Below are 24,511 nucleotides of genomic sequence, written 5' to 3' on the forward strand. Positions count from 1 at the left end.
GCCCGGCTCGCGTTGAGCTGCGGGTTGCCGCCGTAGGCCTTGGCGAGCGCGGATTCCAGCGTCTCCGACGCGGCCGGACTCGCGGCCGCCAGTCCGGCGGCGGCCACGAGGCCGGCCAGCCGGAACGCGGTGCGCGTCGCAGGTGTGGGTTCTGTCACGTCGATCAGCCCTTGCGGTTTCTCGAAGACCCGGATGTCCGCCCTGCGGCGGCCATGGCGCGATGTTGCGCGCCGGCCCGGTCAAGCCCGCCCTGGCGTGACCTTAACCCCAAATTAATCTCCTGGCCCAGCACGCGCCCCGGCCGTCGCCGCGAATCCCGGGGACGTGCCGCATAAAAGCGACAGGCTCAGAGCCGGTCCGTTCGCGCGCTCGGCGACGTTTCGGTGGCGTCCGTCGTCGGCTGCGCAGGGAGGCTCCTCGTCTCTCCGGTCCGGTCTCTCACCGCCGTGCACCGCGAGGGCGCGATCACCCGTGGTCGGGTCGGGGCGAGCGCCCGCCAAGCGACGGGGGGCGTGTCCCGGCGGGGTGGACACCGGCTCGCATGGGGGCCGTGCGGCCCCGCGAGGAGACGGAGCCTGCTTCGTGATCCGAAGAGCGTGGAACGTGCTCCAAGTTCCTGTTGTGTCGCGCTCTCTGACGACGAACCGGCGTCCGCTTCGTCGGAGAGCGCTCTAGAACGCGAAGCCGGCCTCTTCCCGGAACTCCGACAAGGCCGGCAGCGATGCGTCGAAGAGCGGGCGCGCGCCGAAGGCGTCGCCCGCCCGCACGAACAGCGTCGCCTTGGCGGCACGGTCGCGGCCGAAAACGCAGGCGAGCCGGCCCGCGTCCTTCAACTGGTCGAGCAGCGCCTGCGGCCGGACCTCGACGCGGCCGTTGACCAGGATCGCATCGAAGGGACCCGCTCCCGGGGCACCGGCGATCAGCGGCCCCTCGATCACGTCGACCCGCGCGCCGTCGACCCGCGCGCGGGCAGCGTCCGCCAGCGCCGGAACCGCCTCCAGCGCCGTCACGCGGCCGCCGAGGCGCGCCATCAGGGCGGCGGCGTAGCCGTAGCCGGTGCCGACATCGAGCACCCGCACGCCGCTGCCGATCTTCAGGGCCTGAATCATGCGGGCGAGCAGCATGGAGGCGGGGAGGTAGCGCACGTCGTCGTCCCGGCCCCCGAGCGGCAGGGTCCGGTCGATGTAGGCGAAGGGCTCCGAACCGGGGGGCACGAAGCGCTCGCGCGGCACCGCGTCGAAGGCATCGAGCACCGCGACATCGTTCACGTCGAAGGTCCGCAACTGGCAGTCGACCATCAGGCGCCGTGCCTGCGCGTAATCGAGCATGGAATCGTGTTCCCCGACGCGGTTCGTCTCGAAACCCCGAGCGCTCGGCAGGGGCCAAGCTTGGGCTTCCGGGACAGCGGGTTTGTCGGGGATCGGGTGTCAAAAGGCAAGGTTGCACGGCCAGGGCCCGACGCCGGCCATCGGCACCGACGGCGCGGTGATCGCGCGGTCACGCGGGCCGGATCGCGGCCACCACGCCGTGGACCTGCGCGAGGAAGCCCGCCGCGAGTTCGAGCCGCAGGAACCGGGCCGGGTCGACCGGTCCCGGCAGGGTCAGGTGCCCGGGCGGCACGGGGGTGAAGCCGAAGCGGGCGTAGAACGGCGCGTCGCCGACGAGGATCACCAGTCCCTCCCCCGCGCCTTCCGCGGCAGCAAGGCTCGCGCGCATCAGGGCGGTGCCGATCCCGCGCCCGGAGAAGCTCGGGTCGACGGCGAGCGGGCCGAGCGCCAGGAACGCCGCGCCGCCGGCGTGCACCGGCGCCATCCGCACGGAGCCCGCCAGGAAGCTGCCGACGGAGGCCGTGACGCTGAGGTCGGCCCGATGGCCGGCGCCCTCCCGCAGGCGGAAGGCCGTGCGCGCGTAGCGGCCCGGGCCGAAGGCGCGGGCGTGCAGCCGCTCGATCGCGGCCGCATCGTCGGGGTGTTCGGGCCGGATGACGAGGGAGAGGGCTGGCACGGGCGATCCCGTAGCAGGATTTGCCCTGCGCCGCAGCCGCTACGCCGCCGGGGCGAGGCGCGCGCCGTCGCCCCGCACGAGGCGATGGAAGCCGAGGGCGCAGGCCCAGATCACGGCCCCGAACGCGGCGGCCATCCCGAGAACCAGGGCGAAGCCGCCGCGATCGTGCAGGATTGCGATCAGGGGCACCACGAAGCCGCTGGCCGTGAAGCCGACGAAGTAGCGCACGCTGTAGGCCCTGGCCCGGTGCTCGGCCGGAACGTAGCGGGCGACCATGGCGTCGTTGACGACGACCTGCCCGTAGATGGCGGCCATCGCCAGCACGAGGCCGATCAGGAGCGGGAGACCGGACGTCGCCGCCGCGAGGGCGAGCCCGAGGGGCTGGAGCACGGAGAGGCCGAGGAACAGGGTCGACAGGCTGTAGCGGTCGACGAGGCGGCCCATCAGCAACTGCGTCAGCGCGCCGAAGACGAACACCGCGGTCGCGATCGAGCCGGTCAGCGCGAGCGGCAGGCCCCGCCCGACCCCCTCGTCGATGACCTTGGGCAGGACGATGGTGGTGGTGTTGAAGGTCATGCCGCCGGCCACGATCGCGACGCCGAACACGGCCAGCAGGGCGAGGGGGCGCGAGACCGGGATGACGGCACCAGCACCGCCCTTCCGCGCGGCCCCCTCCCCGTCGCCGGGCACGAGGGCGAGGAACGCGAGCCCGCAGGCGAGGCAGACGAGGCCCGGCACGACGAAGGCCGCCCGCCAGCCGAAGTTTGCCGCGAGCAGCGCCGTCACGCCGGAGGCCGACGCCGCGCCGAGGTTGCCCCACACCCCGTTCACGCCGAGGTCGCGCCCGAGGCGGCGCGCGTGCGTGACCAGCATGGTCGATCCGACCGGATGATAGATCGCCGAGGCGAGGCCCAGCACGCACAGCCACGCGGCGAAGGCTGCCGGGCTCGCCGCGCTCGCCACGCCGAGGCACGACAGGCCGTAGCCGAGGAAGAACAGGCTCAGCATGGTGCGCCGCCCGAACCGGTCGGCGAGCCACCCCATGGGCAGCGAGCACAGGCCGAAGGCGACGAAGGCGCCGGTGGCGAGCCCGATGAGCTCGCCGTAGCCCAGACCCGTCTGCGCGGCGATGGCGATCACCGCGGTCGGGTAGATCAGCAGCACGTAATGGTCGAGGGCGTGCGCGACGTTGACGAAGCGCAGGGTGCGGCGGGACAGGGTCTCGGGACTCATGCGGTCGGGGCCTTGCGCAAGGCTGGTCTGCATCGTGTGGACGGTCGCTTCCGATGACGTTGGGCCGGGTTGGGACGCTCAGCCCCAGAGCGGACGTCCCCTGCAGACGGTAGGGAAAGCTTGGTCTGCGAACCTCGGCGGGAATGCAACCCGGCCGTATGCCGGAGTGCATCGATTACGGCGCCGCTCACGTCGCCCGGGCGGAAAAATCGATGCGCGGGTCGATCCAGACGTAGATCAGGTCGGACAGGAGGTTCACCGCGAGGCCCAGCAGCGAGAAGATGTACAGGGTGGCAAACACCACCGGATAGTCGCGCCCGACGATGGCGCGGAACGAGAGTTCGCCGAGGCCGTCCAGCGAGAAGATCGTCTCGATCAGCAGCGAGCCGGTGAAGAAGGCCGAGATGAACGCGCCGGGAAAGCCCGCGATGACAATCAGCATCGCGTTGCGGAAGACGTGACCGTAGAGGACGCGGGATTCCGGCAGGCCCTTCATCCGTGCGGTGAGCACGTAGGCCTTCCGGATCTCGTCGAGGAACGAGTTCTTGGTGAGCAGCGTCGCGGTGGCAAACGCCCCGATGACCAGCGCGGTGAGCGGCAGCACCATGTGCCACGCGTAGTCGGTGACCTTGCGCCAAGCAGAGAAGGTCTCCCAGCCCTCGCTCGTCAGGCCGCGCAAGGGGAACCACTGGAAGAACGAGCCGCCCGAGAACAGGATGATGAGCATCAGGCCGAACATGAACCCCGGCACCGAGTAGCCGATGATGACGACGAACGAGGTCCAGCGGTCGAACCGCGCCCCGTCCGACACCGCCTTGCGGATGCCGAGCGGGATCGAGATCGCGTAGGACAGGAGCGTCATCCACAGGCCGAGCGAGATCGAGACCGGCAGCCGTTCGCGGATCAGGTCGATGACGGTGACGTCGCGAAAATAGCTGCGGCCGAAATCGAAGCGGAGGTAGTCCCACAGCATCTTGGCGAAGCGCTCGGGCGCGGGCCTGTCGAAGCCGTACTGCTTCTCCAGCTTGGCGATGAAGTCCGGGCTCAGCCCTTGCGCCCCGCGATAGCGCGAGCTCGCCTCGCCGCCGGCCGCCGGGCGCCCGCCCCCGCCGAGGTCCCCGGTTCCGCCGGTCACCCGCGAGAGGGTGCCGTCGCCCTGCCCCTGCATCTGCGCCAGCACCCGCTCCACCGGGCCGCCCGGGGCGAACTGCACGATGGTGAAGGTGATCAGCATGATCCCGAACAGGGTCGGGATCATCAGGCCGATGCGGCGCAGGATGTAGCCGAGCAAGGAAGACTCCTTATCGTGTCGCCGATGTCCCGAAGCTCGGGCCATCGGCTGTCCGCCGCACCGGCGGCGGCGCGCGGTCGCGCTTGCCTCAGCGCTTTCTCGCGAAAGCGTTTCGGGTCAGTTCCGGCCGATGCGCCGCGCCCTGTCGGCGTCGAACCACCAGATCCCCGGCGCGCCGAGATCGTAGCGCGGGCCGTTGGCCGGGTGGCCGTAGACGTCCCACAGGGCGAGCCGGTGCGTGCCGGCATACCACATCGGCACCCAGTAGCGCCCGGCCCGCAGCACCCGGTCGAGGGCGCGGCACGCCGTTGTCAGGTCGGCACGAGACTTCGCGTCACTGATCGCCGTCAGCAGCGCGTCGATCGCCGGGCTCGCGATCCCCGACAGGTTGTTCGAGCCTGACGTTCCGGCCGAGCGCGAGCCGTAGGTCTCGCGCAGCTCCGCCCCCGGCGTCATGCCGCTGGCGTAGCGCCGCGAGGTCATGTCGAAGTCGAAGTCCTTGAGCCGCGACTGGTACTGCGAGGCGTCGACCGTGCGGATCGTGCCCTTGATCCCGAGCAGGCCGAGGTTGCGAATGAACGGGTGGGTGTGCGGCTCCAGCGCCGGGCTCGAATCGAGGAACTCGATCTCCAGGGGCTTGCCGCCGGGCAGCCGCAGGGTGCCGCCGTCGCGGATGCAGCCGGCCTCGCGCAGCAGCGCGTCGGCGCGCTTGAGGAGCGCGCGGTCCTGCCCCGAGCCGTCCGAGACGGCGGGCGTCCACGCCTCGCCGAACACCTCGGCCGGCAGGTCTTTTCGAAGTGGCTCCAGGAGCGCGAGTTCCTCCGGCGACGGCGTGCCGGTCGCCTTCAGGACCGAGTTCTCGAAGAACGAGGCCGTGCGCATGTAGGCGCCGAACATGATGTTCTTGTTCGTCCACGCGAAGTCGAAGCACAGGCCGATCGCCCCGCGCACCCGCGGATCGCGGAATTTTTCGAGGCGCGTGTTGATCCACCAGCCCTGCGTGCCCGACGGCCGCGCGTCCGGCACGGTCGCGCGCACCACCCGCCCCTCGGCGGCGGCCGGGAAGTCGTAGCCCGTCGCCCAGACCCGCGCGGTGAACTCCTCGCGAAACGTGAAGGCGCCGCCCTTGAACGCCTCAAAGGCGACGTTGCGATCGCGAAAATACTCGTAGCGGATCGCGTCGAAGTTGTTCTGCCCGACCATCACGGGCAGGTCCGCACCCCAGTAATCGCCGACCCGTTCGAACTCGATGAAGCGCCCGACATCGACGCGGCCGACCCGGTACGGGCCGGACCCGAGCGGCGGCTCCAGGCTGGAGGCGGAGAAGTCGCGCTTCTCGTAGTAGGCCGCGGAAAAGACCGGCAGTTGCGCGACCGTCAGCGGCAGGTCGCGGGCGCGGCCCGCCGCGAAGGTGACGACGACGGTCTCGTCGCCCTCGGCCACGGCGCCGGTCATGTCGCGGATCACCTCCGCGATCTCCGGGTGGCCCTTCTCCCGCAGCAGCTTGAGGCTGAAGGCGATGTCCCGGGCGGTCAGCCGCGAGCCGTCGTGGAAGCGGGCCTGCGGGCGCAAGGCGAAGGCGTAGGTCAGCCCGTCGGGCGAGACTTCGACGGCGCGCGCCAGCAGGCCGTAGATCGTGTCCGGCTCGTCGAGCGCCCGCACCATCAGGCTGTCGAAGGTGAGGTTCATCCCCGCGGCGCCGTCGCCCTGCAGCACGTAGGGGTTGAGGGTGTTGAAGGTGTCGGACGCTTGGTTGCCGAAGGTCTGGCTCAACTGCGACGCGAACCGGCCGCCCTTGGGCGCCATCGGGTTCACGTAGTCGAAGTGTCCGAAGTCCTTCGGGTACTTCAACTCGCCGAAGCTCGACAGGCCGTGCACGGCCGTCGCCTCGGCGAACGCGCGCCGCGGCAGGCCCGTGCCCGCCGCAAGCGCCCCGGCGCCGAGGACCAGCGTGCGGCGCGAGAGACGGCTCAACGCGGCGCCCCGGTCCTGGCGGCCGCGGCCTCGTCGTACCACCACGTCGTCGGGAAGCCGGAACTGCCGTACTGCGGCAGGACGGCGGGATGACTGAACCGGTTCCAGCGCAGCGTCCGCGAGACGTTCGAGGCCCATTGCGGCACGACGTAGTCGTGGGCGAGGAGCACCCGGTCCAGCGCATGGGTCGCGGCGAGCACGCCGGGGCGGTCGGTCGCGAAGATCACCCGCTCGATCAGCGCGTCGATGCCGGCGTCCTTGATGCCGATGAGGTTGCGCGCGCCGGGCTTGTCGGCCGCGGCCGAGCCCCAGTACTCGCGCTGCTCGTTGCCGGGCGAGAGCGATTCCGGCCAGGACCCGGTGGTGATGTCGAAGTCGAAGCCGCGCATCCGGTTCTGGTACTGCGCCTGATCGATCACCCGCAGCGAGGTCCCGATGCCGATCAGCTTGAGCTGGGCGGAGAACGGCAGGATCACCCGCTCGAAGGTGTTCTGGAACTCCAGGAACTCGACGGTGAGCGGCTCGCCCGTCGCCTTGTTCACCATCCGGCCCTCGCGCTGCTCGTAGCCGGCCTCGCGCAGCAGCCGCACGGCCTCGCGGAGATTCGCCCGCACGGCGTCGGGCGTGTCGCTGACGGGGTTCCGGTACGGCGTGGTGAAGACGGAGGCCGGGACCTTGTCCTTCACGGCGTCGAGCAGCGCCCGCTCCGCTCCCTCCGGCAGGCCGGAGGAGGCGAGCTCCGAGCCGTAGAAGTACGAGTCGATGCGCTTGTACAGGCCGTAGAACAGCGCCCGGTTCATCTCCTCGAAGTTCATCGCGAGGTTGAAGGCGCGCCGCACCCGCGGGTCGCGGAACTTGTCCCGGCGCGCGTTGAACACGAACGCCTGCATGGTGCCGTTGCCGCGGTCGGGGAAGGCTTCCTTGATCAGGCGCCCGTCCTTGACGGCGGGGAAGTCGTCGTAGGCGGTCGCCCAGTTGCGGGCGATGTTCTCGACGCGGAAATCGTAGAGGTCGCCCTTCAGCGCCTCGACCAGCACGGTGCCGTCGCGAAAATACTCGTAGCGCTGGGTGCCGAAGTTGTTGCGCCCGGCATTCACCGGCAGATCCCGCCCCCAGTAGTCGGCGACACGGGTGTAGGTCGCGGTGCGGCCGGGCTCGAACTTTTCGAGCCTGTAGGGGCCGGAGCCGAGCGGCGGCTCCAGCGTCGTCTCGGTGACGTTGCGGGGGCGCCCCTGCGCGTCCTTGCCCGTCCACCAGTGCTTCGGGAGCACACGGATCTGGCCGATCACCTGCGGCAGTTCGCGGTTGCCGGTCTCGGAGAAGGTGAACGTCACCTCGCGGGGGCCCGTCGCCTCGGCCTTCGCCACGGTCTGGTAGTAGGCGGCGTAGAACGGGCTGTTGGCCTTCAGCGTCTCGAACGACCAGACCACGTCCTCCGGCGTCACCGGCACGCCGTCGTGCCACTTCGCGGACTCGCGCAGGCGGTAGGTCACCGAGCCGAGGTCCGGGGCGACGCGCAGCGCCTCGGCCAGCAGGCCGTAGGAGGTGAAGGGCTCATCGAGCGACTCGGTGGTGAGCGTGTCGTAGAGGAGCGCCACGCCGCCCTCGAGGTCGCCCTTCAGGCCCGAGACGACGACGTTGAAGTTGTCGAACCCGCCCTGCGTCCCGAGGCGCACGAGGCCGCCCTTCGGCGCGTCGGGGTTGGCGTAGTCGAAGTGCCTGAAGTCGGGGCCGTACTTCGGCTCGCCCATCAGCGTCACGGCGTGGACCCAGCCCGCCCCGGCCGCGGGCGGGGCCGGCTCCGACTGCGCGCCCGCGGGGCCTGCGAGGCCGGCAAGCATCAGGGCTGTTGCGAGGAGGCGTCCGATCACGGGATGCGCTGTCACGAGGGGGCGGGCTCCGGTTGGCCGGTCGAGGCTCGGCCCCGTGCGGGGCCGTTCCCCGCCTGCTTAGGACGACCGGGTCCGGGCGCCAACCCGGCGCGCTCGCGCAGGCTTTGCGCGGAACGCGGCTCCGGTCGCCGGGCGTTGAGCCGCCGAGGCAGGAGCGGGCCATGATTTCGAGCGACCAGACCATCCGGCACGACAGCGTCCCGGTGAACGGCCTCGACATCCACGTCGCCCGGCTCGGCAGCGGGCCGCCGCTGCTGCTGCTCCACGGCTGGCCGGAATTCTGGCTCACCTGGGAGCCGGTGATGCGGCGCCTGTCGGACCGCTTCACCTGCATCGCCCCGGACCTGCGCGGCTTCGGCGCGACGGGGAAGCCGGATGCCGGGCCGAACGCGCGGGTCGGTGCCGAGGTCCATACCGAGGACATGCTCGGTCTGCTCGACGCGCTCGATCTCGGCCGAATCGGCGTAGTGTCGCACGATGTCGGCGCCTACGTCGCGCAGGGCATGGCGCGCAGGGCACCGACGCGCCTCGGCGGGCTGTTCTTCTTCGACTGCCCTTATCCCGGCATCGGCCCGCGGCTCGCCGAGCCGGGACACTTGCGCGAGATCTGGTACCAGTCGTTCCACCTGATGCCGTATGCCGCCGACCTCGTCGGCTCGTCGCGCGAGGCGTGCCGGATCTACGTCGGCGCGATCCTGCGGCACTGGTCCGGCCCGAACCCGCACGCCTTCGACGACGTGCTGGAGGCCTTCGTCGACAACTTCCTCCGCCCCGGCAACCTCCAGGGCGGGTTCGACTGGTACCTGAGCCAGAACGAGGCGCGGATCGCGATGATGCGCGGGCAGGCGCCGGCCCCGTCGCCGATCGCGGTGCCCACCTGCATCCGCTGGGGCGATGCCTCGCCGCTGTTCCCCTACGCCTGGACCGACCGGCTGCCGGAGTATTTTTCTAACCTCGACCTCGCACCGTTTCCGGGCGTCGCGCACTTCCCGCATCGCGAGGCGCCCGATCGGGCGGCGGCCGAGATCGCGCGGTGCTTCGCGCCTCCGCGCGGGGCGTGAGCGTCACGCCGCCCGCCCGCGCCGCCCCTCGACCAGCCACATCGCCAGCACGGCGGCGGCGAGCGCCGCGAGCGCGGCCAGGCCCAGCGCAAGGGGATAGACCTCGACGCCGCGGATGTTGGCGCTGTCGCTCGGGCGGAAGCCGATCCAGTCGGCGCCCGCGAGGCGTCCGCCGCGGGTGGACTGGAGACGCGGCACCTGGATGCCGCCCGACGCGTCCGCGACGCGCCGGATCGAGCCGCCGGAGGCATCGGCCGCGGGCTTCAGGCGCTCGGTGTCGCTGAACACGTCGGCGAGTTCGCGCGGGTTCGGCGGCCCGACGCTGACGAAGGCGACGAGGTTGCCCGAGCGCAGCGTGTGCAGCCCCAACTCCGTCGCCGCGAAGGTCGCGGTGAACAGGCCGGGCTCGGACGGCGCGAGCGTCAGCGCGCTCTGCTTGCCCGTGGGGCTCGACACGGTCGCGGGCTCGGCGGTCTCCGCCATGGTCTGGCGCTCGACGCGGACTTCGCGGCCGTGGCCGGTCATCTGCGCGCGAAGCGCCTCCTCCTCCAGTGCCGGCTCCTTCATCAGCCAGTGGGCAAGCCGCCGCAGCAGGTCGAGGTACGGCCCGCCGTCCTGGTAGCCCCGCGCCCAGAGCCACGCGTGGTCGGAGAGCAGCAGCGCGACGCGGCCCTTCTCCTCGCGCGACAGGGCGAGCAGCGGCAGGTTGTCGGCACCCGACAGGATCGGCTGGTTGCCGGCCCGCGTCTGCGCCGAGACGATGCGCAGCCAGTCGCCCCAGGCCGGCGGGCTCGCCTCGCTCCCGGGCAGCGCCCGCGTCACCGGATGGCGCTTGCCGGTCGCCGTCGGGGTCGCCTTGTAGGGCTGCTCGACCACCCGGCCGTTCGGATCGCCGGGCAGGATGCCGGACAGCCGCGTGCGGGCGAGGCTCGCCGGCCCGGCGAATTCCGGACCCGCCGCGATGAGCAGCGCCCCGCCCTCGCGGACGTAGCGGACGATGTTGTCGAAGTAGGCCGACGGCAGCACGCTCTGGTTGGCGTAGCGGTCGAAGATGATCAGGTCGAAGTCCTTGATCTTCTGAACGAACAGCTCCCGCGTCGGGAAGGCGATCAGCGACAGCTCCGAGATCGGCGTGCCGTCCTGCTTCTCCGGCGGGCGCAGGATGGTGAAGTGCACCAGATCGACGTTGGCGTCGGATTTCAGCAGGTTGCGCCACGTGCGCTCGCCCTGGTGGGGCTCGCCCGAGACCAGCAGCACCCGCAGTTTCTCGCGAATTCCCTCGATGGGCAGGACCGCGCGGTTGTTGACCGTGGTCAGCTCGCCGGGCAGCGCCTCGACCTCGATCTCGACGACGTTCGGGCCGCCGTGCTCGATCTTCATCGGCAGGGTGAAGGGCTGCCCGGTGGGGACGGTGCGGCGGCCGATCTCCTCGCCGTCCCGGCGCAGGGTGACGGCTGCCGAGCCGGTGCCGCCGCGCTCCATCACCTCGGCGCGGATGGTGAGGTCGCGTCCGACGATGCCGAAGCGCGGCGCCTCCAGCAGCTTGATCTGCCGGTCGCGCTCGTCGGCGTGCCCGGTGACGAGGACGTGGAGCGGCGCCTTGATGCCCAGCGCCGCCATCGAGGCCGGAATGTCGTGCACCACCCCGTCGGTGAGCATGACGATGCCGGCAAGCCGCTCCGGCGGCACGTCGGCCAGCGCTTGGCCGAGTGCGGTGAACAGCTTGGTGCCGTCGTCGCCCTGGGCGTCCGGCACGTCGATGAAGCGCGGCTCGATGGTCGCCAAGGCACCGAAGCGGTGCTGGAGTTCGGCCCGGACCTGATCGGTTACGGTCGGCCTGTCTCCCAGGGCCTGCGAGCCGGAGCGGTCGACGATCACCGCGGCGATGTCCTTGACCGGCTCGCGGTCCTCCCGCACCAGTGCCGGATTCGTCAGCGCCGCGAGCACCAGCCCGAGCGCCAGCGCGCGCAGGGCCGCGGTGCGTCCGCGCGCCAGGGCAGCGAGCACGCAGAGCACGACCACCACCACCGCGAACACCGCGAGCACCGGCCAGGGCAGCAGAGGGGTGAAGCTGAGGCTCAGCATGCGGCGAGGCCTTCGAGCGACCTGAGTTCGTGTCTGACGGCGATGACCGGTGCCGCGCCGTCAGTTCCGCGAACTTGTAGATCCCCGCGAATCTTGCACGACCATGAACTCAGGAAGGCACGGGTCCCCTCTCCCGTTCGGGAGAGGGACAGGGTGAGGGATGAGAACCCTCCGGAGAGGTCACGCCCCTCACCCCATCCCTCTCCCCATGGGAGAGGGGGCGCCGCGCGGCTTCCCGCGATCCAGTCGGTACCGCAGCGGTGAGAGGCGTGACTCTGTAAGTCTCTGCGGGAGACGGTGGTGGGGGCGGCGTGATTCAAAACGCCTGTATCGAAAATCGCGAACCTCACTGTCCCAGCCGCTCCAGCAGGGCCGGGACGTGGACCTGATCGGCCTTGTAGTTGCCGGTCAGGGTGTACATCACGATGTTCACGCCGCCGCGAAACGCCATCTCGCGCTGGCGCTGGTCGCCGCCGACCACCGGGTAGAGCGCCTCGCCGCGGCGGCCGACCGCCCAGGCGGCGGCCAGGTCGTTGCCGGTGATGACGATCGGGCTGACGCCGTCGCCGGCCCGGGCCGGGCGGCGCTCGGTGCCCTCGGCCGCGGGCGGCAGCGCCTCGACCCAGGTCTGGCCCGTCGCGAAGCGGCCGGGAAAGCTGTCGACGAGGTAGAACGCCTTGGTCAGCACGTGGTCGAGGGGCACCGGCTCCAGTTCCGGGATCTCGAGGGTCGCCAGCATCCTGCGCAGGTACGCACCCTCCGGCGTCGGCGGACCGCCGGGCCGAGCGGTGAGCGCGTCGCGGGTGTCGAACAGCACGGTGCCGCCGTTGCGCATGAACGCGTCGACGCGCCGGATCGTGGTCTCCGACGGCTGCGGCCGGCCCGGTGCGATCGGCCAGTAGATCAGCGGGTAGAAGGCGAGCTCGTCCTTGGCCGGATCGAGCCCGGCCGGCTCGCCGGGCTCCAGCGCCGTGCGCGAGGCCAGCATCTGGGTCAGCCCGGCCAGCCCCGCCCGGCTCGCCTCGTCCACTGCCGCATCGCCCGTGACGATGTAGGCGAGCCGCGTGACCAGCGCCGACTCGATGTCGCTTGACCGGTGGGACGGTGCCTGAGCCCGCGCGGGAGGCGGCGCGAGGCAGACCAGCAGCAGGCCCGCCAGCGCCAGCCCCGCCGGGCGGCCGCGCAGGCGCCCAGCGAAGCCGCCCGCGCGCCGGTTCAGGAAACCGCCGAGCCAGAGACCCGCGAGCGTGTCGAGGACGAGGAGCATGAGCGCCAGGGTGAACAGGCTCGGCCGCAGGTCGAGGGTCTCGGCGCCGGCCAGGGTGCCGGAGCGGGCGCCGGCGAGCGCCGTCAGGTCGAGGGCGCTCAAGCGGTCGTCGGCGCGCAGCGCGTTGACCGCGACGCCGCCGTCGGCCGGTCCGTAGAAGCCGGCGGGATGCTCGGGGTTCGCCCGGTCGGCGTAATCGGCCGGCACGGCGGTGGCCGAGGCCGGCGGCGTGCCGAGCGCCCCGTATCCGTCGAGGGTCAGGCGCGGGGCGAGGATGGCCGCAGCCGGCCGCGGACCGCCCTCGGCCGGCGCGGTGCGGCTGCCGGCGAGCGCCACGACCCGGCGCAGCATGTCGATGAACAGGCCCGAGAGGGGCAGGTTCGACCACGTGGTGTCGGCGGTGACGTGGAACAGGACCACGAGCCCCTGCCCCCGGTGCTCGGCGGTGACGATCGGCGTGCCGTCCTGCAGCGAGGCCCAGGTGCGGCCGGGCAGGTCGCCGTCGGGCTCGGCCAGGATCTGACGGCGCACGCCGATGTCGGCCGGCGGGGTCAGGCCGGCGAACGGGCTCTCGGGGGCGAAGGGCGCCAGCGTCTTCGGGCTGTCCCAGGACAGGGTGCCGCCCAGCGTGCGGCCGCCCCGGCGCAGGCGCACCGGCACCAGCGGGTCGTTCCCGGCGGCCAGCCGCGCGCCGGCAAAGCGCAGCAGAAGGCCGCCGTCGCCGACGAACTTCTGGACGCGCGCCGTGGTCCGCTCGTCCATGGCGCCGATGTCGGCGAGCACCAGCACGCTCACCTGATTGTCGAGGAGCTGCCCGATCGAGTCGGCGATGCCCCTGGCGCCGTGGGCCTCCTGCACGTCGGCGAAGGGCTGAAGGGCGCGGGACAGGTAGTAGGTCGGGGCGAGCAGCGGCTGGGCTTGGTCGCTGGTGCCGCCGAAGACGAGGCCGACCCGGCGACGCTTGCCCCGCTCGTCCACCACCGTCACGGCGCCGGCGGAGCGCTCGCCCGCGATCTCGATGCGGCTGATGCCGTTGCGCAGCTCCACCGGGATGTCGAAGGTGATCTCCGTCTCGGTCGCGTCGGCGGCGAAGGCGAAGTCGCGCTCCGCCAAGGGCAGGCCCTTCTGGTCAAGCGCCCGCACGAGGCCGGCGTCGCGCCCGTTGGCCGAGGCCCGCAGCACGCGGGCGACCAGCCGGCCCACCCGCTCCGTGGCGGCGAGCGCGAGGGCCGGCGGTGCGTCGGCCCGGAGCACCGTCAGCGCGGCGCCGGACGCCCCCGCCATCTCGGCGAGGCGTTCGGGAAACGTCCCCGCCTCCGTGCCGGCGACGCCGTCGCTGATCCAGACGAGGCCGGAACCGGGATTGCGGTCGAGGAAGGCTGCGAGCATCGGCACCTGGACGGCGCGGTCGGCAAGGTGCGGGCGCGGCGCCAGCGCGCGCAGGCGCTCCAGGCTGGCGGCGGGCGTGCGCGCCTCGATGCTGGCTGCCGGATCGGCAAGGCCGACCACGGCAACGGGGCGTCCGTCCCGGGCGGCGCCCTCCACCGCGTCGAGCGCGACCCGCATCCGCTCGCGCCAGTCGTGGGCGGCCGTGGCGCCGTTGTCGATCATCACCAGCAGGGCCTTGCGCCCGCCGCCGGCCCCGAGCCCGCTCGGGTTCCAGACCGGGCCGGAGACCGCGAGGATCAGGGCGGCGGCGGCGAGCAGGCGCAGGATCAGCAGCCAGGGCGGGGTGCGCGCCGGGGTCTGGCGCAGCGGCAGCAGATCGGCCACGAGCCTCAGCGGCGGGAAGTCGATCCGGCGCGGGCGCGGCGGCGTCACCCGCAGCAGCAGCCACAGGGCCGGGAGCCCGATCAGGGCAGCGAGCGCGAACGGCGCGGCGAAGGTTAATCCGAGCACCCTGTCCCCTCCTCAGCCGGTGCCGCGGGCGGCGGCGACCAGCATCGCGAGGCGCAGCGCCGCCTCGCTCGCCGGCCGGTCGGTGCGGTGCAGGGTCAGGGTCCAGCCCTGGCCCCGCGCGATCTCGGCAAGGCCCGCGCGGTGGGCCTGGATGCGGGCACGGTAGGCCTCGCCCCAGGCACCGGCGTCGCCCACGTCGAGGCTGAACCCGGATTCGAGGTCGTGCAGCACCGCTTGGCCCGCGAACGGGAACGTCTCCTCGATCGGATCGCCGATCAGCACGAGGTGGCCGCGGCTGCCGCGCCCGGCGATCTCCTGGACGGAACCGGCGATTCGGTCCAGCGGCGTGAGGAAGTCGCTGATCAGGATCACCTCGTCGAAGCGAGCGGGCGCGGCGCGGGGCGGCAGGTCCTGGGTCAGGCCGGCGGTGTCCGCGACGAGTGCCTGCGCCATCCCCTCCACGATCTTTCGTGAGGCCGTCGCGCGCGTCAGGCCGAGGAGCCCCGTGCGCTCGCCGCCGTCGACGAAGGCATCGGCGAGCGCCAGCCCGAGCACGAGGGCGCGCTCGACCTTCGGTGCCTGGGCGAGGTCGGAGGCGAACCCCATCGAGGCGGAACGGTCGATCCAGAACCAGATGTTGTGGGCCGCCTCCCACTCGCGCTCGCGCACGTAGAGGCGGTCGTCGCGGGCCGAGCGGCGCCAGTCGATGCGGGCGGCGGCCTCGCCGTTCACGAAGGGGCGGAACTGCCAGAAGCTCTCGCCGGGTCCGGCGCGGCGGCGGCCGTGCAGGCCATGGGCCAGCATCGACGAGACGCGCCTAGCCTCCAGCACCAGCCGCGGCAGCCGCGCGCCGAGGTCGGTCGCGCGCTCGCTCTCGCGCCGGCCCGGGACGCGCGCGGTGGACTCGAGGGCGCGCGTGGCCACCATCGGGCTACAGCGTCTCCGCGAGCTTGGCGATCAGCCCCTCGACGGTGTCGCCGTCGGCGCGGGCGGCGTAGCTCAGCGCCATGCGGTGCTTCAGCACCGGTTCCGCCAGCGCCTTCACGTCACTGACGGAGGGCGCGACCCGGCCCTCGATCAGCGCGCGCGCGCGCGCGGCCAGCGTGAGCGCTTGGCTGGCGCGGGGGCCCGGCCCCCACATCAGCTTGCCCTTGACCAGCGGGTCGCCGCCCTCGGGCCGCGCGGCACGCACGAGGTCGAGGATCGCGTCGACCACCGCCTCGCCCACCGGCAGGCGGCGCACGAGGCGCTGCGCGGAGAGCAGCGCCTCGGTCGTCATCACCGCCTTCGCCCGCTGCTCGGCGACGCCGGTCGTCTCGATCAGGATGCGGCGCTCGGCGGCGCGGTCGGGATAGCCGACGTCGATCTCCAGGAGAAAGCGATCGAGCTGCGCCTCGGGCAGCGGGTAGGTGCCCTCCTGCTCGATCGGGTTCTGGGTGGCGAGCACGTGGAACGGCCGCGGCAGGTCGTGGCGCTCGCCCGCCACCGAGACGAAGTTCTCCTGCATCGCCTGGAGCAGGGCCGATTGCGTGCGCGGGCTCGCCCGGTTGATCTCGTCGGCCATCAGCAACTGCGTGAAGACCGGCCCTCTGACGAAGCGGAACGAGCGGCGGCGCTCGGCATCCTCGTCCAGGATCTCGGTGCCGAGGATGTCGGACGGCATCAGGTCGGGGGTGAACTGCACGCGCCTAGCGTCGAGGCCGAGCACCGTTCCCAGCGTCTCGACGAGCTTGGTCTTGGCGAGCCCCGGCAGGCCGACGAGCAGCCCGTGGCCACCGGCCAGGATCGTGACGAGGGCGAGGTCGACCACGGTCTCCTGCCCGAAGATCACCCCGTGGATCGCCTCGCGCGCCGCGCGGACGGAGGCGAGGCAGGCTTCGGCGGTGGCGACGATGCCGTCGTCGAGGGGGGTGGCGGGAGAGGGGCCCTGACTCATGCCGATGGGTTTTTCCGTGTCCTGCGACCGTCGGCGGCCGCAGCGTGGCGTTGACCGAAGAAGCGAGTGTGCGGCCGTTCGCATCGGGCTGGCAAGGTCGGCGTCGCCGCACGTTTCTCGGGGCCTTTACGGATCGCCGCTGTTCCGGAAGCCCGGAGCGCGGAAGGCGCTCCGGCACCGTGTGCGGGAACGAGCCGCCTCGGCAGCTCGGCGTAATCCGCCCATCGTCTAAGGACGCTTCGCGATGTCCCGTGCCGGCTCGCGCTCGGCGCCACCTGTCCGGGACGAAATGGGGGTGCCGTCCACGACCTCGCAGGCGAACGGGTTCGGAGGCGCGTTCACCCCGCGCCACTGAGCGTAACGCCACGGCAGGTACCAAGCCGACCGCGGCGGTACGCTCTCCGGCACAAGGTCGATCCCGTGGGTGCCGAACGGGCCGCAACGGCAGATCCGCGAAAACCCCATCCAGGCGCCGGGCCAGGGGCCATGCCGGGCGATCGCCTGGTCGGCATACTCGGAGCAGCTCGGCCAGTGCCGGCACTGGCGGCCGGTCAGGCCGGACAGGGTGAGCTGGTAGCCGCGGATCGCGACATGGGCGGCCTGCCGCAGCATGGGGCTTACGCGGCGGCCTGCTTCTTGGCGTCCTTCTTGGCGTCGATCCGGTCCAGCGCCTCGACCACCGCGTCGAAGGTGAGCAGCGTCGAGGCGTGCCGGGCCTTGAAGTCGCGCACGGGCACCAGCACGGACAGCTCGGCCCAGCGGCCCTCCGGGGCGGGGCCGCCCGCCTTGAGCATCGCCCGCATGGTCTCGCGCAAGGTCCGCAGGTCGTCCGCGGCGGCGCCGATCACGTGCCGGCCCATCAGCGAGGACGAGGCCTGCCCCAGCGCGCAGGCCTTCACGTCGTGGGCGAAGTCCGCCACCGTTCCGTCGTCGGCGAGCACCAGATCGACGGTCACGGTCGAGCCGCAGAGCTTGGAATGCGCCGTCGCGCTTGCGTCCGGCGCCGGCAGCCGGCCCAGCCGCGGGATGTCGGCGGCGAGTTCGAGGATGCGCCGGTTATAGATGTCGTCGAGCATCGGCGCTTTCCTTCGTCGAACCCTGCGCAGCCAGCGTCCCGGTCGGGCCGGCTCGGCTGCGGCGCGCCCCGCGCATTGCGCGACGGCGCGAGAACGACGATATAGGCGCCCTCAGGCCGTTTCGCGAGGAGGCGGCCCGTCGACCAGGGTCGCGCCCACGGCCACGGACACCGTATCTCTTCCGGGGCGCGCCGGTCCGGAGCTCTCTCGGGCCGCGGACGGTTCGACAAGATGTACGCCAAGCCGGACAGCACCACGATGAAGGCCCGCGTGGCGCGGGCTGGAGATGCCATGGATGCCGCGCTCAAATCCCTGTCCTACGGCGTCGCCCAGCCTCCGGTCGAAGACGGACCGGACCTGAGCGCGATGCGCAACGACAACGACCGCGTCATCGCGAGCCTCGCCGAGCGCCGCGCCGAGGCTCAAGCGCCGCCGGAGATCGCACCGAAGCCCGACTCGGCCACCCGCGTGCCGGACGGCATCGCCCTCGGGCGCCCGAGCCGCGAGGAGGCCGAGGCCGCCGTGCGCACGCTCCTGCGCTGGGCCGGCGACGACCCGAATCGCGAGGGGCTGCTCGACACGCCGACCCGCGTGGTCAAGGCCTACGGCCAGCTCTTCGGCGGCTACGATCAGGATGCCGACGCCCTACTGGAGCGGGTGTTCCAGGAGGTCGAGGGCTATACCGACATCGTGCTGGTGCGCGACATCCCGTTCTACTCCCACTGCGAGCACCACATGGTGCCGTTCATGGGGCTGGCGCATATCGCCTACTACCCGACCAAGGGCGTGGTCGGCCTGTCGAAGCTCGCCCGCGTGGTCGACACCTTCGCCCGCCGCCTGCAGACGCAGGAGACCATGACCGCGCAGATCGCCGACGTGATCGAGAGCATCCTCAAGCCCCGCGGCGTCGCCGTGATGGTCGAGGCCGAGCACCTCTGCATGGCCATGCGCGGGGTGCAGAAGGCCGGCGTCTCGACCATCACCAGCCAGTTCCGCGGCGTCTTCAAGGACGATGCCAACGAGCAGGTCCGCTTCCTGACGCTGGTGCGCGGCGGCAAGGCGTAGGGCGCCTCGTGATGGGCCGCCACGTTGCCTTCCCCTCCCCCCTGTGCGGGCTATCGCATTCACACATCCCGGCGCCTGCCGCGTCGGTGGCCGCGCATCCCCTCGCCCCGCCTGCGGGGAGAGGGCCGCGACGACCCCGTCGTCGTCGTGGGCCAAGGCGGCAGCCGACGGTGAGGGGGCGGCTCAGGACGAGCCTCGTCCGGCCACGACCCCTCACCGTCGCTTCGGCTTCGCCTCCGCTTCCCGGCTGCACGACGGGGTGCCGCCGGGCCTCTCCCCGCGTGCGGGGAGGGGGGGCCTGCGCTTCCTCCGATCGCGTCGCGAGCTACGTGAATCCGGTAGCTTCTGCGGGGGGGAGTGGCCCGCGAGCCAAGTCGGGAGCGGGGAGCGCGTTATCCGGATGCGGCGCTCCCCTCTCCCGACCCTCGCGTGAGCCGAGGGCCACCCTCCCCCGCAGAGGGGGAAGGAAAGATGCGCGCTGGACGGCCTCGGCAGGAGTCTCGCCTCGATGACCGCCCTCGCCTTCGATCCCCCCGGCTCGCGCGAGGCGGTCGAGGAAGGCCTAGCCTTCACCCCGCGCTTCGACCGCGACGGGCTGATCGCCTGCATCGCCGTGGATGCCGGTGACGGGCGCGTCCTGATGCTCGCCCACATGAACGCGGAGTCGCTTCGGCGCACCCTGGAGACCGGCGAGGCTTGGTACTGGTCGCGCTCGCGGGGCGAGCTCTGGCACAAGGGCGCGACCTCGGGGCAGGTCCAGCGCGTCACCGGGATGCGCACCGATTGCGATCAGGACGCCCTGCTGATCACCGTCGCGGTCGGCGGCGACGGCGGGTGCTGCCACACCGGACGGCCCGCCTGCTTCTATCGAAGCGTCATCCTCGACACCGACGGGCGCGCGGTCCTGCGTCCCGCCCCATGACCCGCGGCGCGCCCGCCCTGAGACAGGACGCGGCGTTCGTCCCGCACATCGAGTCCGGCGCGGTCGAGCCGCTGCGTCCGGTCCCCGTGCGCGGGCCGCGGATCGGGCTGGCGCTCGGCGGCGGGTCGGCGCGGGGCTGGGCGCATATCGGCGTCGTCCGGGCCCTGGAGGAGGCCGGCATCCACCCGGCGGTGGTGGCGGGCTGCTCGATCGGCGCGGTGGTCGGCGGCTGCTACGCGGCCGGCAAGCTCGATACGCTCGCCGACTTCGCCCTGTCGCTCACGCGCCGCCGCGTCCTCGGCCTCCTCGATCCGCGCCTCTCCGGGGCCGGCCTGATCGGCGGCGACCGGCTTCGGCGGCGGCTGACCCGCGATCTCGGGACCCGCCGGATCGAGGACCTGCCCATCGGCTTCGCCTCCGTCGCGACCGAACTCGGCACCGGCCACGAGGTCTGGCTCACGCGGGGATCGCTGGTCGAGGCGCTGCGCGCCTCCTACGCGCTGCCCGGCATCTTCGCGCCGGTGTCGCTCGACGGTCGCCTGCTGATGGACGGGACGCTGGTGAACCCGGTGCCCGTCGCGCTCGCCCGCGCGATGGGGGCCGACGTGGTGGTCTGCGTCACGCTGGCCTGCGATCCCCGCGTGCGCGGCGGCGTGATCGAGCCGGATGCGCCGGAGGCCGTGGAGGACACCGTAGCCGGCGTCGCGGCCGCGCGGGGCTGGGGCCTCCTGCGCGCCCTGCGCGGTCGGTCCGGCGCCGCGCCCGCAGCGCCCGGCATCGGCCGTGTCATGTTCGACGCCTTCAACATCACCCAGGACCGGATCGCGCGGGCGCGGCTGGAGCGCGACCCGCCCGACTTCGCCATCGTGCCTGACCTGTCCGCCCTCGGACAGTTCGAGTTCCACAGGGCAGCCGAGGGCATCGCGGCCGGACACGCGGCGACGCGCACCATCCTTCCGCGTCTCCAGGCGATGATCGCGGGTGCCGCCGCGCGGGCCTGAGCCGGGCTTGATCCTTCCGTGCGCCGGCGCGCTTCAGGCCATGGTGATGTAGTCGCGCAGCGCCTTGTGCTCGGCCTCGACGGCGGCGATTCGGCTCTTGACCACGTCGCCGATCGAGATGAGGCCGACGAGGCGTCCCGCCTCGCAGACCGGGACGTGGCGGAAGCGGCCCTTGGTCATCATCTGCATCACGTCCTCGACCGTCGTGGCGCGCGCGCAGGTGACGACGTCGGCGGTCATGTGCGCGGAGACCGGCGCGTCGAAGGCCCCGCCGCCGCGCTCGGCCAGCGCCCGCATGATGTCGCGCTCCGAGATGATTCCGGCGACCGAGCCGTCCGGGTTGCTCACCACCAGGGCGCCGATGCGCTTCTCGGCGAGGAGGTGGATCGCCTCGTCGAGGGTCCGGTCTGGGGTCGTGGTGACGACGGACCCGCCCTTCTCGGCCAGGATGTGCGCGATGGTCATGTGTGTCCTCCCGGGATCGCGGCTCTGCGCGCCGTCAGCCCGCGACGCACCGGCCGATGGATGGCGGCCGGCCGGGTTGGTCCCGGCTCGAGCCGTTGAGTGCGGCGAGTGTGTGGCGAATCCCGTGCCATGGCAAGCTGCCGCTCCGCCGTCGCGCGAGGGCAAAGCCTTGATGAGACACCCGCATCAAGGCTCGGTGTCAGGGCGCCGGCGGCGTCCGCGGATCGACGAAGGGGAACAGCAGGAAGCCGACGACGAAGCCGCCGAGATGCGCGTCCCAGGCCACCGCCGCGCTCTCGGCCCCGAGCGGCAGGCTGATGAGGCCGAAGAGCAGGTTCGTCACGAGCCAGATCGCGAGGAAGGCCACCGCCGTCCGGTTGCGCAGCAGTTCCGGCACGGTCTCGGCCGGCCGGTGCGGCGGCAACTGCCAGGGCTGGGTGCCGTAGGCCGACACCGGCGGCTGGAACACGAAGCGGGCCGCTGCCGCCATCAGCGCCGAGACCCCGGCCGAGGCGCCGACCAGCGGCGCGGTGCTCAGGGGATCGATCGCCACGTGGAGCGCGCCGCCGGCGACCGTGCCGGCGAGGCCGATCAGGCCGTAGCGCCACGCGCCGCAGCGCCGGGCCACCGGTGAGCCGAAAGCCGCGAGCCACACGCTGTTGAAGATCACGTGCAGCCACGAGCCGTGCAGCAGGGCGTAGGTGGCGAAGCCCCACAGGTTGGCTGCGTGCTCGGTGACGACGTAGCGGGCGAAAGCCTCGCGCGCCGCGGCGAGGTCGGCCTCGCCGGCACTGCCCGCCGCCCGGATCACCGCATCCGCGCGCTCCGGATCGAGCCAGGTCGTCCAGCGGGATGGGACCAGGGCGAGGTCGAGGACGAGGCGGATGTCCCAGGTGTCGGGCAGCAGGAACTCGCGCACCGCCTGAATTGCCAGGAGCAGCCCGATCGAGACGGTGACGGCGCCCGGCATGTTGAACACGGGCACGCGGCTCTGGCGCGGGAAATCGGGTGAGGCATCCATCGCGCCACATGTCGGCACCCGCCCCCGTCCGGCAAGGGCCTGCAGGATGCGCCGTGATCCGATCGGACGGCACGGGAGCGGCCTGGAAGGCCTCGGCGGACCCGCGAAGGCTAGAGCCCGCCTGATGCTCGCGAGCCTTGGCGCCTGAGAAGGCCCTGCGCAGGCTCAACCCGGTCTCGGGGTTCCGCGCGGAACGCCCGACGCCCGTCGTCGCCCCACCGACCGCGGCGGTTGACAGGGCGCGTGGTGCGATGTGCTTAACCTTAACGAAGGGTTACGCGAGCTTGGCCCTGGTCCCGGGCATACGCTGTGCGGCAGGGGGAGCCGAGCGCCGCCGGGATCGCCGCAGGATCGTGCGGATGTCCCGGGTCGGCACCGATTCCTCGCCTTCGCGCACCGATGCGGGACATCATGAAGCACCCGACCAGCCGAATGCTCCACGCGTACTGGGACCGAGTCCGCGGTGAGCGCTGCGCGCCGGAGCGCGCCGAGATCGAGCCCGGCGAAATCCGTCATCTCCTCGCCGACAGCCTGATCCTCGAACTCGACGTTCCCCACCGCGCCGCCACCCTGCGGCTCGCGGGGACCCGGGTCTGCGCCCTGTTCGGCCGCGAATTGCGGGCGCAGGCCTTCGGGGCGCTCTGGGGCACCGGCGCCGCCGAACCCTGGCGGATGGTCGAGATCGTGGCGGGCGACGCGGTCGGGGTGGTGGCGGGCCTGCGCGGCACCAACGCGGCCGGCGAGGCCCTCGACCTGGAACTGCTGCTCCTTCCCCTGCGCCATCGCGGCCGCACCCAGGCGCGGGCGCTCGGCACGCTCAGTCCGGTCCGGCAACCCGCTTGGCTCGGCCTGCGCCCCCTGATGCGCCTCGAGACGACGTCGATGCGGGTTCTCTCGGGAGCGGTCGCGGCGCCGGACGACGCGGACGTCCCCGGCCTGGATCGGCCTTCAGAGGATGTCCCGGTATTCCGTACTCTTCCCCTGCCCTCGCCTGCCAACGACGCCGACCCGGTTCGACGCGGTCACCTCCTGGTCCATCGCGGCGGTCGCGCCTGATCCCCGCCCAGAAGCGGAGGCGTGCGGCGATCCTGGCGAAGGCAAAGGATTTCGTAACGGGCGACCTGCTAGACCGGAGGTCGGAGTTCCAACCGTGCAAGCCATCCCTGGAATGATCACGGACGAAGGCCTTGCTGAACGGCCCAGGTTACGCCTCGCACAGGCGTCCGATCTGCGCCGCCACCAGCGCGTGACGGTCGCCCTGCTCGGCCGCTACATGCTGGCCGACCGGCGGGAATACCCGTGCCAGACCATGGACATGTCTCCTGGCGGCGTGCGCCTCACCTGCGCCGTGGTCGGTGCGGTCGGCGAACGCGTGGTCCTCTACCTGGAACATATCGGCCGGATCGAGGGCGTGATCGTGCGCCACCCGCCCGGGGGATTCGCGGTCCAGCTCGCGGCGACGCCGCGCAAGCGCGACAAGATCGCCTCCCAGCTCACGTGGCTCGCCAACCGCGAGATGCTCGGCCTGCCCGAAGGACGCTCGCACGAACGCCTCGTGCCCAAGCAGCCCGGCGTGGTGGTGCGGCTGGAGAGCGGGCGCGAGATCCAGGCCCGCGTCATCGACATCTCGCTGTCGGGCGCCGCGCTCGCCAGCATCGCGACTCCGCCGATCGGTGCTGCGGTGACCGTCGGCAGGACGCCGGGGCGCCTCGTGCGCTACTTCGACGGCGGCTTCGGCGTGCAGTTCATGCTGCCGCTCTCCCCCGATCGCTTCCACGACGGCATGACCCTCTGATCTTCGCCGTCGCCATGACGACGCGCATCGCTCACGCGCTTCGTGCCATCGGGCCTCGTCTCTCACGGTTTGAAGGACGGGTGCGCCGGCCGCGACGCCGGGTGCGCTCGATCCGCTTCGCCGGGGTGCATGGGCTCCGCCGCGCGCTGCGACGCGTTACGGTTTCCAAACCCGCAAGCGAACGCGGACAATCCGCCCCGTCGCCACAGCCTCCGGTTCGGGTTGTCGCGAGCCGGCCTCATCCGAGGGGCCGACCCGTAAAATTGCGCGCATCGCCTTCAGCGCGGCGCAGGCGTTCGGACACCATCGTGACCTCGTCGATGGAGGATGTCGCGATGATCGTGGGATGGCGCAGCAGGGGGTCGACCGTCAGGGCGCTCGGCTTCGGGCTGTTCGCCCTCCTCGCCGCAGCGAAGACCGACCGCGCCGCGGGGCAGGACTTGGTCCCGCTGCCTGCCCCGACCGTTGCCGCGATCCCGGGTGGTCCGGCCAAGCCGATTGCGGCGTGGGTGGCGTTCTGCCAG

At 72.2% G+C, this 24,511-nt stretch carries 20 protein-coding genes and 1 pseudogene; 7 read left to right on the forward strand and 14 right to left on the reverse strand.

Annotated elements, in window-relative coordinates; translation table 11 throughout:
• Positions 1 to 671: 671 nt before the first annotated feature.
• From ACFE8Y_RS12880 to ACFE8Y_RS12905, 6 genes are all read right to left on the reverse strand, one after another.
• Positions 672 to 1,328, reverse strand: coding sequence for a protein-L-isoaspartate O-methyltransferase (locus tag ACFE8Y_RS12880; protein ID WP_375464781.1), 657 nt, complete (start codon positions 1,326 to 1,328; stop codon positions 672 to 674).
• A 169-nt stretch (positions 1,329 to 1,497) separates the two neighbouring features.
• On the reverse strand, positions 1,498 to 2,004 hold the full coding sequence (locus ACFE8Y_RS12885; RefSeq protein WP_375464782.1) for a GNAT family N-acetyltransferase: 507 nt from the start codon (positions 2,002 to 2,004) through the stop codon (positions 1,498 to 1,500).
• Positions 2,005 to 2,043: 39 nt separating this feature from the next.
• Complete coding sequence (locus ACFE8Y_RS12890) at positions 2,044 to 3,237, reverse strand: MFS transporter (protein WP_375464800.1); 1,194 nt, start codon at positions 3,235 to 3,237, stop codon at positions 2,044 to 2,046.
• A 187-nt stretch (positions 3,238 to 3,424) separates the two neighbouring features.
• Entirely contained in the window at positions 3,425 to 4,528 is a 1,104-nt protein-coding gene (locus tag ACFE8Y_RS12895) for a microcin C ABC transporter permease YejB (protein ID WP_375464783.1), read from the reverse strand.
• 117 nt (positions 4,529 to 4,645) lie between these two features.
• Positions 4,646 to 6,502: an extracellular solute-binding protein gene (locus ACFE8Y_RS12900; protein WP_375464784.1), complete on the reverse strand. Its 1,857-nt coding sequence runs from the start codon at positions 6,500 to 6,502 to the stop codon at positions 4,646 to 4,648.
• The gene (locus tag ACFE8Y_RS12905; RefSeq protein WP_375464785.1) at positions 6,499 to 8,388 is read right to left on the reverse strand and encodes an extracellular solute-binding protein; all 1,890 of its coding nucleotides are present in this window, start codon (positions 8,386 to 8,388) and stop codon (positions 6,499 to 6,501) included. Before ACFE8Y_RS12905 ends, ACFE8Y_RS12900 begins: the two co-directional genes overlap by 4 nt.
• Before the next feature lie 167 nt (positions 8,389 to 8,555).
• On the opposite strand from ACFE8Y_RS12905, the gene ACFE8Y_RS12910 reads away from it, so the two are divergent.
• The gene (locus ACFE8Y_RS12910; RefSeq protein WP_375464786.1) at positions 8,556 to 9,455 is read left to right on the forward strand and encodes an alpha/beta fold hydrolase; all 900 of its coding nucleotides are present in this window, start codon (positions 8,556 to 8,558) and stop codon (positions 9,453 to 9,455) included.
• Positions 9,456 to 9,458: 3 nt separating this feature from the next.
• On the opposite strand, the gene ACFE8Y_RS12915 is transcribed toward ACFE8Y_RS12910, so the two are convergent.
• The 6 genes from ACFE8Y_RS12915 to ACFE8Y_RS12940 all read right to left on the reverse strand — a co-directional run bounded on the left by ACFE8Y_RS12915 (position 9,459) and on the right by ACFE8Y_RS12940 (position 17,718).
• On the reverse strand, positions 9,459 to 11,540 hold the full coding sequence (locus tag ACFE8Y_RS12915; RefSeq protein ID WP_375464787.1) for a hypothetical protein: 2,082 nt from the start codon (positions 11,538 to 11,540) through the stop codon (positions 9,459 to 9,461).
• 346 nt (positions 11,541 to 11,886) lie between these two features.
• Positions 11,887 to 14,706, reverse strand: coding sequence for a DUF4159 domain-containing protein (locus ACFE8Y_RS12920; RefSeq protein ID WP_375464788.1), 2,820 nt, complete (start codon positions 14,704 to 14,706; stop codon positions 11,887 to 11,889).
• A gap of 12 nt (positions 14,707 to 14,718) precedes the next feature.
• Positions 14,719 to 15,633 carry a DUF58 domain-containing protein gene (locus ACFE8Y_RS12925; protein WP_375464789.1) on the reverse strand — a complete coding sequence of 305 codons (915 nt, stop codon included), beginning with the start codon at positions 15,631 to 15,633 and terminating at the stop codon, positions 14,719 to 14,721.
• Between the two features lie 4 nt (positions 15,634 to 15,637).
• Complete coding sequence (locus ACFE8Y_RS12930; protein ID WP_375464790.1) at positions 15,638 to 16,642, reverse strand: AAA family ATPase; 1,005 nt, start codon at positions 16,640 to 16,642, stop codon at positions 15,638 to 15,640.
• Between the two features lie 228 nt (positions 16,643 to 16,870).
• On the reverse strand, positions 16,871 to 17,254 hold the full coding sequence (yidD, locus tag ACFE8Y_RS12935) for a membrane protein insertion efficiency factor YidD (protein WP_375464791.1): 384 nt from the start codon (positions 17,252 to 17,254) through the stop codon (positions 16,871 to 16,873).
• 5 nt (positions 17,255 to 17,259) lie between these two features.
• Positions 17,260 to 17,718, reverse strand: coding sequence for an iron-sulfur cluster assembly scaffold protein (locus tag ACFE8Y_RS12940; RefSeq protein WP_375464792.1), 459 nt, complete (start codon positions 17,716 to 17,718; stop codon positions 17,260 to 17,262).
• A 231-nt stretch (positions 17,719 to 17,949) separates the two neighbouring features.
• Between ACFE8Y_RS12940 and folE the strand changes: the two genes are divergently transcribed.
• From folE to ACFE8Y_RS12955, 3 genes are all read left to right on the forward strand, one after another.
• Positions 17,950 to 18,783, forward strand: coding sequence for a GTP cyclohydrolase I FolE (folE, locus tag ACFE8Y_RS12945; RefSeq protein WP_375464793.1), 834 nt, complete (start codon positions 17,950 to 17,952; stop codon positions 18,781 to 18,783).
• A 508-nt stretch (positions 18,784 to 19,291) separates the two neighbouring features.
• Entirely contained in the window at positions 19,292 to 19,705 is a 414-nt protein-coding gene (gene hisI, locus ACFE8Y_RS12950; RefSeq protein ID WP_375464794.1) for a phosphoribosyl-AMP cyclohydrolase, read from the forward strand.
• Complete coding sequence (locus ACFE8Y_RS12955; protein ID WP_375464795.1) at positions 19,702 to 20,706, forward strand: patatin-like phospholipase family protein; 1,005 nt, start codon at positions 19,702 to 19,704, stop codon at positions 20,704 to 20,706. Before hisI ends, ACFE8Y_RS12955 begins: the two co-directional genes overlap by 4 nt.
• 33 nt (positions 20,707 to 20,739) lie before the next feature.
• Here the strand turns inward: ACFE8Y_RS12955 and ACFE8Y_RS12960 are convergent, their stop codons facing one another.
• On the reverse strand, positions 20,740 to 21,171 hold the full coding sequence (locus ACFE8Y_RS12960; protein ID WP_375464796.1) for a CBS domain-containing protein: 432 nt from the start codon (positions 21,169 to 21,171) through the stop codon (positions 20,740 to 20,742).
• 199 nt (positions 21,172 to 21,370) lie between these two features.
• Positions 21,371 to 22,192 carry a rhomboid family intramembrane serine protease gene (locus tag ACFE8Y_RS12965; RefSeq protein WP_375464797.1) on the reverse strand — a complete coding sequence of 274 codons (822 nt, stop codon included), beginning with the start codon at positions 22,190 to 22,192 and terminating at the stop codon, positions 21,371 to 21,373.
• Between the two features lie 411 nt (positions 22,193 to 22,603).
• Here ACFE8Y_RS12965 and ACFE8Y_RS12970 point away from each other — a divergent pair, with 411 nt between their 5' ends.
• The 3 genes and pseudogenes from ACFE8Y_RS12970 to ACFE8Y_RS12980 form a co-directional block, all read left to right on the forward strand.
• Complete coding sequence (locus ACFE8Y_RS12970) at positions 22,604 to 23,248, forward strand: PAS domain-containing protein (RefSeq protein WP_375464798.1); 645 nt, start codon at positions 22,604 to 22,606, stop codon at positions 23,246 to 23,248.
• A 112-nt stretch (positions 23,249 to 23,360) separates the two neighbouring features.
• The gene (locus ACFE8Y_RS12975) at positions 23,361 to 23,987 is read left to right on the forward strand and encodes a PilZ domain-containing protein (RefSeq protein ID WP_375464799.1); all 627 of its coding nucleotides are present in this window, start codon (positions 23,361 to 23,363) and stop codon (positions 23,985 to 23,987) included.
• Between the two features lie 308 nt (positions 23,988 to 24,295).
• A pseudogene (locus ACFE8Y_RS12980) lies at positions 24,296 to 24,511 on the forward strand (hypothetical protein); the annotation flags it as partial.

It is taken from the genome of uncultured Methylobacterium sp., assembly GCF_964242245.1.
Lineage (GTDB): Bacteria > Pseudomonadota > Alphaproteobacteria > Rhizobiales > Beijerinckiaceae > Methylobacterium.